This is a genomic window from Streptomyces sp. NPDC096046 (assembly GCF_040303285.1).
GTDB lineage: Bacteria > Actinomycetota > Actinomycetes > Streptomycetales > Streptomycetaceae > Streptomyces.
On sequence record NZ_JBEOSZ010000070.1, the window covers coordinates 18615 to 27962 of the forward strand.

General features: G+C 72.5%; 7 protein-coding genes. 5 read left to right on the plus strand and 2 right to left on the minus strand.

The features are described from left to right. Positions 1 to 67 precede the first annotated feature (67 nt). Together sucC and sucD are read left to right on the plus strand one after the other, a co-directional pair. The gene (gene sucC, locus ABTX62_RS35250; protein WP_352120004.1) at positions 68 to 1246 is read left to right on the plus strand and encodes an ADP-forming succinate--CoA ligase subunit beta; all 1179 of its coding nucleotides are present in this window, start codon (positions 68 to 70) and stop codon (positions 1244 to 1246) included. A 21-nt stretch (positions 1247 to 1267) separates the two neighbouring features. Further along, complete coding sequence (gene sucD / locus ABTX62_RS35255) at positions 1268 to 2152, plus strand: succinate--CoA ligase subunit alpha (protein WP_031132986.1); 885 nt, start codon at positions 1268 to 1270, stop codon at positions 2150 to 2152. A gap of 124 nt (positions 2153 to 2276) precedes the next feature. On the opposite strand, the gene ABTX62_RS35260 is transcribed toward sucD, so the two are convergent. Continuing rightward, on the minus strand, positions 2277 to 3542 hold the full coding sequence (locus tag ABTX62_RS35260; RefSeq protein ID WP_352120005.1) for a helix-turn-helix domain-containing protein: 1266 nt from the start codon (positions 3540 to 3542) through the stop codon (positions 2277 to 2279). A gap of 96 nt (positions 3543 to 3638) precedes the next feature. On the opposite strand from ABTX62_RS35260, the gene ABTX62_RS38095 reads away from it, so the two are divergent. After that, entirely contained in the window at positions 3639 to 5876 is a 2238-nt protein-coding gene (locus ABTX62_RS38095; protein ID WP_502998072.1) for a cell division protein PerM, read from the plus strand. 4 nt (positions 5877 to 5880) lie between these two features. Here ABTX62_RS38095 and ABTX62_RS35270 read toward each other — a convergent pair whose 3' ends face one another. Then, positions 5881 to 6675 carry a hypothetical protein gene (locus ABTX62_RS35270; RefSeq protein ID WP_352120006.1) on the minus strand — a complete coding sequence of 265 codons (795 nt, stop codon included), beginning with the start codon at positions 6673 to 6675 and terminating at the stop codon, positions 5881 to 5883. Positions 6676 to 6980: 305 nt separating this feature from the next. On the opposite strand from ABTX62_RS35270, the gene purN reads away from it, so the two are divergent. Both purN and purH read left to right on the plus strand, forming a co-directional pair. Next, positions 6981 to 7619 (plus strand): phosphoribosylglycinamide formyltransferase, encoded by a 639-nt coding sequence (gene purN / locus ABTX62_RS35275; protein ID WP_352120007.1) that lies wholly within the window; start codon positions 6981 to 6983, stop codon positions 7617 to 7619. Continuing rightward, positions 7616 to 9181, plus strand: a complete 1566-nt coding sequence (purH, locus tag ABTX62_RS35280; RefSeq protein WP_352120008.1) for a bifunctional phosphoribosylaminoimidazolecarboxamide formyltransferase/IMP cyclohydrolase — start codon at positions 7616 to 7618, stop codon at positions 9179 to 9181. The genes purN and purH overlap by 4 nt, the downstream gene beginning before the upstream one ends. The last annotated feature ends 167 nt before the right edge of the window (positions 9182 to 9348 follow it).

Sequence of the window (9348 nt, forward strand, 5' to 3'; positions counted from 1 at the left end):
CACGTTGCCCTCGCGGCACGCCCACGCAGACAACGAACCGCGAGATCACTGATAGGGACGGAAGCGCGTGGACCTGTTCGAGTACCAGGCGAGGGACCTCTTCGCCAAGCACGATGTACCGGTGCTGGCCGGTGAAGTCATCGACACGCCTGAGGCGGCCCGCGCAGCCACCGAGCGCCTCGGTGGCAAGTCCGTCGTCAAGGCCCAGGTGAAGGTCGGCGGCCGTGGCAAGGCCGGTGGCGTCAAGCTCGCCGCCACCCCCGACGAGGCGGTCGAGCACGCGACCAACATCCTCGGCATGGACATCAAGGGCCACACGGTCCACAAGGTGATGATCGCCGAGACGGCCCCGGAGATCCTGGAGGAGTACTACGTCTCCTTCCTCCTGGACCGTGCCAACCGCACCTTCCTCTCCATCGCCTCCGTCGAGGGCGGCGTGGAGATCGAGGAGGTGGCGGCCAGCCGCCCCGAGGCCGTCGCCAAGACGCCGATCGACGCCAACGAGGGTGTCACCGAGGCCAAGGCCCGCGAGATCGTCGCGGCCGCCAAGTTCCCGGCCGAGGTCGCCGACAAGGTCGTGAACGTCCTGGTCAAGCTGTGGGACACCTTCATCAAGGAGGACGCCCTCCTGGTCGAGGTCAACCCGCTGGCCAAGGTGGCCTCCGGTGACGTCATCGCCCTGGACGGCAAGGTCTCCCTGGACGAGAACGCCGAGTTCCGTCAGCCGGAGCACGAGGCCCTCCAGGACAAGGCCGCGGCCAACCCGCTCGAGGCCGCCGCCAAGGAGAAGAACCTCAACTACGTCAAGCTCGACGGCGAGGTCGGCATCATCGGCAACGGCGCGGGTCTCGTCATGAGCACCCTGGACGTCGTCGCGTACGCCGGTGAGGCGCACGGTGGCGTCAAGCCGGCCAACTTCCTCGACATCGGTGGTGGCGCCTCCGCCGCCGTCATGGCGAACGGCCTGGAGATCATCCTCGGCGACCCGGACGTCAAGTCCGTCTTCGTCAACGTCTTCGGTGGCATCACCGCCTGCGACGAGGTCGCCAACGGCATCGTCCAGGCGCTGCAGCTGCTCAAGGACAAGGGCGAGGACGTCACCAAGCCCCTCGTCGTCCGTCTGGACGGCAACAACGCCGAGCTGGGTCGCAAGATCCTCTCCGACGCCAACCACCCGCTGGTCCAGCGCGTGGACACCATGGACGGCGCGGCCGACAAGGCCGCCGAGCTCGCGGCTGCGAAGTAAGGGACGAGGGACTAAACAGCCATGGCTATCTTCCTCAACAAGGACAGCAAGGTCATCGTCCAGGGCATGACCGGTGCCACGGGCATGAAGCACACCAAGCTCATGCTGGCCGACGGCACGAACATCGTCGGTGGCGTGAACCCCCGCAAGGCCGGCACGTCCGTCGACATCGACGGCAACGACATCCCGGTCTTCGGCACGGTCGCCGAGGCGATCGAGAAGACGGGCGCCAACGTGTCCGTCCTCTTCGTCCCGCCGGCCTTCGCCAAGGCCGCCGTCGTCGAGGCCATCGACGCCGAGATCCCGCTCGCGGTCGTCATCACGGAGGGCATCGCCGTCCACGACTCGGCCGCGTTCTACGCCTACGCCGTGTCCAAGGGCAACAAGACCCGGATCATCGGCCCGAACTGCCCCGGTCTCATCACGCCGGGTCAGTCCAACGCCGGCATCATCCCGGGCGACATCACGAAGCCGGGCCGTATCGGCCTGGTCTCGAAGTCCGGCACGCTGACGTACCAGATGATGTACGAGCTGCGCGACATCGGTTTCTCCTCCGCCGTGGGCATCGGTGGCGACCCGGTCATCGGGACGACCCACATCGACGCCCTCGCCGCGTTCGAGGCCGACCCCGACACCGACCTGATCGTCATGATCGGTGAGATCGGCGGCGACGCCGAGGAGCGGGCCGCGGCCTTCATCAAGGAGAACGTGAAGAAGCCGGTCGTCGGCTACGTCGCGGGCTTCACCGCGCCCGAGGGCAAGACCATGGGTCACGCCGGCGCCATCGTCTCCGGTTCCTCCGGCACGGCCGCCGCGAAGAAGGAGGCCCTCGAGGCCGCCGGCGTCAAGGTGGGCAAGACCCCGACCGAGACCGCCAAGCTGGCGCGCGCCATTCTCGGCAGCTGAGTACAGCCTCACCGGCTGAACGACGCCGTAGCGCACACCGATGGGCCCGCTCCCCGAAGGGGGCGGGCCCATCACCGTGTCCACGGTCTTCGACCACCACGCCCCCCGGCCACCGTCACGCCCGTCACCGGGGCTGCGGCAGCAACCGGTCGGGGCCCTTCTGTTGCTCCTCACGCAGCTTCGCGCGCAGTTTCTGCTCCGACTCCGACAGCGGTCCGGGCGCAACCGGTGGCGGCACGCCCTGGATCTCCTCTCCCGCCGGTACCGGCGGCTCGTAGCGCGTGGGGGCCGTACGGACGGTGAGGGCCGTCGTGCCGATCAGGGCGACCGTGAAGGCGATGGCGGCCCGGGTCCAGAAGCGGGCCCGGCGCTCACCGCCCCTGCGGACGTCCAGTGGTTTGGAGGCACGCAGCCGCTCGGTGGAGGCCAGTTCGACCAGCCGCCAGTGCAGTGTTTCCGGGTCCGCCAGCTCCGGCAGCCGCTCGGCGATCGCCTCGCGTGCGTGCGCCAGCCGGTTCACGGCCGCGCGGGTGCTCGCCTCCGTCTCCGCCGCCGTCTCCGGCAGGCCGAGCCCGACCCCGTCGTAGAGCACGAGCGTGCGTCGGTAGCACGGCGGGAGCTGCAGCAGGGTGTCCATCAGCGCGCGGTCGGAGGCGCCGGGCGGGGGCGGCTCGGGGTACCGGTGACGCGGCCGGAACCGGTGCCACGGGGAGAGCGCGCACTCGTACGCCATGCCACGCACCCAGCCCGCCGGGTCGCGGTCGCGGGCCACCTCGGGCCACCTCTGCCAGGCGATCTGGAAGGCCCGTTCCACCGACTCCCGGGCCAGTTCGCGGCGGCCGGTCAGCAGGTAGGTCTGCCGGACCAGGGCGGGGGCGCAGAAGGAGTAGAGCGCGTCGAAGGCTTGCTCGGGGGTCAGGGCGGCGACGGCGTCGTCCGGCCGGCACGGTGACGCCGTACGCGGGCGATTCGTGAGGATGACGCTGTGTCCGTGCGGGACGGGGGTGTCGCTCCGGTCGGGGACGGTGACGGGTCCTCGGCTCCGGTCCTTCGCGGCGGGCCGCTTCCGGTCGGGAGGGGCGGGCTTGGGCCGGACCCGGGCCGCTCGCCGGGAAGCCGAAGCCCCGGGCCCAGTCACCGGTTCATCGCCCTCGGCGGGGCCCTCCTGAGGGGATGTCACCTCCGCCTCGCATGCCAGAGAGTTGAGCAGCTCCGCGTACTTCTCCCCTTTGCGGCCGCGCGGCGTGGAGCGGCCGGTCTCCCACCCGCGCACCGTCTGGCTGGTGACACCCACCCGGGAGGCGAGCTGAGCCCGCGTCAGCGAGGCGGCCTCGCGCAGGCGTCGGCGTTCCTTGGGCGGGGGGAGGGGGATGGCAGGGCTCTCTGTCACAGGGCGCCCCTCCGTCCAGAAAAGTACATAAGCATATATTGAGCGACACGGCGATGGTTCGCCTGTTACGACGGGAAAGCGTGTGTCGTTGGGAGCATGGCGGTCGTGATCGAGATGACCGCTCGCCGCCGTTCCCCGTCGCCCCTGCTCACCCGGATGCGGGACCGTTCGCCCGGACTGGCCGGCGGTTTCACGGGGGGTGCGCTCGCGGCGGGCCTGGGGCTCGCGTCGTTCGCCGTGCTCGTGATGCTGCTGTGGATCAGCTCGCCGTATCCCGACAGCGGACCCGGCGGGGCCATGCACGTGGCGGCGGCCCTGTGGCTGCTGGCGCACGGTGCCGAGCTGGTCCGCACCGACACGCTCTCCGGTGCCCCCGCTCCCATGGGCGTCCCGCCCCTGCTGCTGCTGGCACTGCCGGTGTGGCTGCTGCACCGGGCGGCACGGGACGCCACGGACGGCGGGGGAGGAGACGAGGACGACGACTTTGGGGCGGACGCCGAGCCGGTCGCGGCCCCGCCCCTGGTCGCTCCTCGCGCGGCGTGGGCGGGGGTGGTCCTCGGATACCTCGCCGTCGCCGTGCCCGCCGCCCTGTATGCCGCCGGTGGGGCGCTGCGCCCCTCCTGGGTGGGGGCGGGGGCGGGTGTCCTGCTGGTCGCCGTCGCGGCCGCGGGGGCGGGCGTGTGGTCGGCGTACGGCCGCCCGCACAGGCCGTTGGGGCGGCTGCTGGGTGTGCTGCCGGCGGGAGTGCGCCCGCTGGTGCTCGGCCCGGACGGGCGCCCGGGTGTCGCCGCACGGGCCGCGGCGGCCGGGGTGGTGGTGCTCCTCGGCGGCGGTGCGCTGCTGGTGACCGTGTCGCTCGTGGGTCATGGCTCGATGGCCCAGGTGTCCCTGCTCCGGCTGACCGAGGGATGGTCAGGACGGGCCGCCGTGCTGCTGCTGTGCGCGGCCCTGGTCCCGAACGCGGCGATCTGGGGTGCCGCCTACGCCCTCGGGCCGGGGTTCGCCCTCGGTGCCGGTCATGCGGTGAGTCCGCTGTCCTCGGCGCCGGCTCCGTTCCTGCCGCCGTTTCCGCTGCTGGCGGCGGTGCCGGAGGCGGGGGAGGGGACGCCGCTGCACTGGGCGGCCGTGGTGGTGCCGATGGTCGCTGGGGTGGTCGTGGGCCGGACGGTGGCCAAGTGGGCGGCGCCCGCGGAGGGTGCCGCGACGAGGCCGGGGAGTGCGCGGCTCGCGGTGTGGACGACCGGTCGCACGGCCCGTGCCGCGGCGCTGGCTTCTCTGCTGGGCGCGGTGGTGCTCGCGGGGCTGGCCGCGCTGTCGGGCGGTCCCCTCGGCTCCGGTGTGCTGTCCCGGTTCGGTCCGGTCTGGTGGCAGGTCGGCGCCGCGACACTGGCCTGGCTGGGACTGTCGGCGATCCCGACGGCGATCGGCGTACGGGCTTGGCGGTGCCGGTCGCCACGGGCGGCTGAGCCGACGGTCGGCAGGCAACGGGAGGACGCGGTTGAGGGCGCCCATGGGGCCGGGCGTCTGCGGAAGGGTGCCCGGCTCGGCCGCGGCTGGTTCACGCGCACCGGAGTCGCCGGGATCGCGGGAGTGGCCGGGGGCGCCGGAGCATCGGACGCCAGCCGGGCAGCCGGGGCTTCTCGCGGCCCCGGATCGGCCGACGCTCCTGGGGGTGCCGGGCGGGCCGGGGGTTTTGAGGGCGGCGGGCGTTCCGGGGGTGCCGGGGCCGCCGATGACCTCGGGGGTGGCGGGCGAGCGGGGGGCTACGACGGCGGCGGACGTTTCCGCAGTTCCGGAGCCGCCGATGACCTCGGGGGTGGCGGGCGAGCGGGGGGCTACGACGGCGGCGGACGTTTCCGCAGTTCCGGAGCCGCCGACGGCCCCGGGGGTGGCGGGCGAGCGGGGGGCTACGACGGCGGCGGACGTTTCCGCAGTTCCGGAGCCGCCGACGGCCCCGGGGGTGCCGGGCGGACCGGGGGCTACGACGACGACGGACGTTTCCGCAGTTCCGGAGAGGCCGACGCCGGTCCGGGTGCCGTGCGCGCCAGGGGCGACGACGGCGCCGCCTCCTTCTGGGATCTCGCGGATCTCGGAGATCCTGGAGATCCCGGAGGCGCTTGGGGCAACGGTGACCCAGGACGCCCCGGGCGCGATGCGAAACCGGCGGACGTCACCCCGGCGCCACACTCCTCCGCCCCCGGCCCGGACACGTCCTACGCCCCGTACGCCCCCTTCGAGCCCTGCGAGTACGACTTCCTGTCGCCCGGCCCGGCCCCCGAGCCGCCCGACGCTCCGGCCCCGCCCGGCCGGTCCTCACCGCCGGAGAACCGCTAGGACGTCAGTCGTCCGTCTCCAGGAATTTCCGGAGTTCCTCCGGCAGAAGCGTGGAGCAGGACTGCTTCGCCTCGTTGGTCAGGGCGTCGTTGATGCACGTGTAGTAGTCGCGGTAGACCAGCTGCGCCGTGAAGGACGCGGCCACCAGGGCGATCGCCAGGGACGCGGTGACCAGGCCGCTCACCGCCGCCGTCGTCTGAGGACGGCCGCCCTGCTGCTCGGGGGCCGGGGAGTCCGGGTCGGGCCGCTGGGGCTTGGCGCGCAGGGAGCTGATGGCCCAGTAGAGGGAGAGCGCGCCGAGCAGCAGCGCCGCGTACGGCCAGCTGAAGAGGGCGAAGAAGAAGGCCCACATGCCCGAGAGGAGGGCATAGCGCGCCCGGCGCTGCGCGGGGTCCTTCGGGTCCCAGCGCATGTTCGGACCGCCGCCCTGGGGGCCGCCCTGGCCCTCGGGACCACCGCGGGGACGCTCACCGAAGCCGCCGGGGGAGCGGCCGGGCTGCTGGTCGCTCCACTGACTGCCCCAGGGCGAGCGGTCGCGTCCGCCGCCGCCGTCTCCGGAGTCCTGGGAGCCGTCACCCGAGGTGCGTCGCGGCTGCCAGGGCTGGTCCGGGGTGCCCTCGGGCGGCGGGGCGAAGGGGTTGTCCTCCTGGGATCCGCGCCCCCGCCCGTCTCCGCCGTCGCCGCTCGAAGGCGCGTCGGGAGGTGTGCTGGAGCGCTCCCGCGGCAGCACGGCGCCGCGCTCCCCTCCCTGCGGCGACAGCTGGGGGAACGTGAGGAGTCGCAGGCTGCGGTCCGGCATCAAGTGAGCGTCTTCCCGTTGGTGAGGAGGAATGAGTGGACAGAACGGAACGGCGTCGGACCCGGGTCCGTCACCTCCTGAACGCACCACGTCCGGACGTCGTTCCCGAACCGGCCCGGTCCAGACGCTACCTTCCGGCCATGCCCCCGTCCCGTGGGGGCCGTCCGGTGTGCCGGTATCGTTGCTGACGGCCGGCCGGTTCGTAGGCTTCCCCGTATCCGGGGACGCAAAGCATTCGTATGAATGCACAAAACGCTGAGCGCCGGCCGCCTTGGACAGACGCTTCCCCGAGAAAGGCCTCCACCGTGGCCGCCAAGCCCGTGGCCCCGCGCCCCAAGCGCCTCGTCGTGCTGGTCTCCGGTTCCGGCACCAACCTTCAGGCGCTGCTCGACGAGATCGCCGCCGTCGGCGCGCGGGAGTACGGGGCCGAGATCGTGGCCGTCGGCGCGGACCGCGAGGGCATCGAGGGACTGGCGCGTGCGGAGCGCGCGGGGCTGCCGACCTTCGTGTGCAAGGTCAAGGACCACGGCAGCCGCGACGAGTGGGACGCCGCCCTCGCCGAGGCCGTCGCCGCGCATGAGCCCGATCTCGTCGTCTCCGCCGGGTTCATGAAGATCGTCGGCAAGGAGTTCCTCACGCGGTTCGGCGGGCGGTTCGTCAACACGCACCCCGCGCTGCTGCCCAGTTTCCCCGGAGCCCACGGCGTGCGGGACGCGCTCGCGTACGGCGCCAAGGTCACCGGCTGCACCGTCCACTTCGTCGACGACGGCGTCGACACCGGGCCGATCATCGCGCAGGGCGTGGTGGAGATCCGGGACGAGGACGACGAGAGCGCTCTGCACGAGCGCATCAAGGAAGTCGAGCGAAGGCTGCTCGTCGAGGTCGTGGGGCGCCTCGCCCGCAACGGCCACCGCATTGAGGGACGAAAGGTAGTTATCCAGTGACCGCCGAGAGCAACAAGCGGCCCCTTCGCCGGGCGCTCGTCAGCGTCTACGACAAGACCGGGCTCGAGGACCTCGCGCGCGGGCTCCAGGAGGCCGGGGTCGAGCTCGTCTCCACCGGCTCCACCGCCGCGAAGATCGCCGCTGCCGGCGTCCCCGTCACCAAGGTCGAGGAACTCACCGGCTTCCCCGAGTGCCTGGACGGCCGGGTCAAGACCCTGCACCCCCGGGTCCACGCCGGCATCCTCGCCGACCTGCGCCTGGAGGACCACCGGCGGCAGCTCGCCGAGCTGGGTGTCGAGCCGTTCGACCTCGTCGTCGTCAACCTCTACCCGTTCCGCGAGACCGTCGCCTCCGGCGCCTTGCCCGACGAGTGCGTCGAGCAGATCGACATCGGCGGTCCCTCGATGGTCCGCGCCGCCGCCAAGAACCACCCTTCGGTCGCGGTCGTCACCAGCCCCGCCCGGTACGCCGATGTGCTCAAGGCCGTCCGGAACGGCGGCTTCGACCTCGCCACCCGCAAGCGGCTCGCCGCCGAGGCCTTCCAGCACACGGCCGCCTACGACGTCGCGGTCGCCTCCTGGTTCGCCTCCTCCTACGCCCCCGCCGACGAGTCGCGGTTCCCGGACTTCCTCGGCGCCACCTGGGAGCGCGAGCACACCCTGCGCTACGGCGAGAACCCGCACCAGCCGGCCGCGCTCTACGTCTCCCCGGAGGGCGGCGGTCTCGCTCAGGCCGAGCAGCTGCACGGCAAGGAGATGTCGTACAACAACTACACGGACACGGACGCCGCCCGCCGTGCCGCGTACGACCACGCCGAGCCCTGCGTCGCGATCATCAAGCACGCCAACCCCTGCGGCATCGCGATCGGCGCGGACGTCGCCGAGGCGCACCGCAAGGCACACGCCTGCGACCCGCTGTCGGCGTTCGGCGGCGTGATCGCGGTCAACCGCCCGGTCAGCAAGGAGATGGCCGAGCAGGTCGCGGAGATCTTCACCGAGGTCATCGTCGCGCCGGACTACGAGGACGGCGCGCTGGAGGCCCTCACCAAGAAGAAGAACATCCGCGTGCTGCGTTGTCCCGACGGCCCCTCGGCTCCGGTCGAGGTCAAGCCGATCGACGGCGGCGCGCTGCTCCAGGTCACCGACCGCCTCCAGGCCGACGGCGACGACCCGGCCGACTGGACGCTGGCGACCGGCGAGGCGCTGAGCGCCGACGAGCTGGCCGAGCTGGCCTTCGCCTGGAAGGCCTGCCGCGCGGTGAAGTCCAACGCGATCCTGCTCGCCAAGGACGGCGCCTCGGTGGGCGTCGGCATGGGGCAGGTCAACCGGGTCGACTCCGCCAAGCTCGCCGTCGAGCGGGCGGGTGCCGAGCGCGCCGCGGGTGCGTACGCCGCGTCCGACGCGTTCTTCCCCTTCCCGGACGGCCTGGAGATCCTCACCGGGGCCGGAGTGAAGGCCGTGGTCCAGCCCGGCGGCTCCGTCCGCGACGAACTGGTCGTGGAGGCCGCGGAGAAGGCTGGCGTCACGATGTACTTCACGGGGACGCGGCACTTCTTCCACTGATGGACACCCCACCCGGGCGGCGCCGCGCCGGATCGGCACCTAGGGGGCTTCTGATGGATCTCCGCGGCGTCGCGGCGCCCGGCACGCACGCTCGCCGCACGCCGTGAACGGACAGGTGGCTCCGCCACATGACCGTTCACGGCGCACGCCGATCGCACGCACCGAAC

Coding starts and splice junctions, on each gene's coding strand:
- sucD (WP_031132986.1), top strand. CDS start 1,268: ATGGCTATCTTCCTCAACAAGGACAGCAAGGTCATCGTCCAGGGCATG.
- ABTX62_RS38095 (WP_502998072.1), top strand. CDS start 3,639: ATGGCGGTCGTGATCGAGATGACCGCTCGCCGCCGTTCCCCGTCGCCC.
- ABTX62_RS35270 (WP_352120006.1), bottom strand. CDS start 6,675: ATGCCGGACCGCAGCCTGCGACTCCTCACGTTCCCCCAGCTGTCGCCG.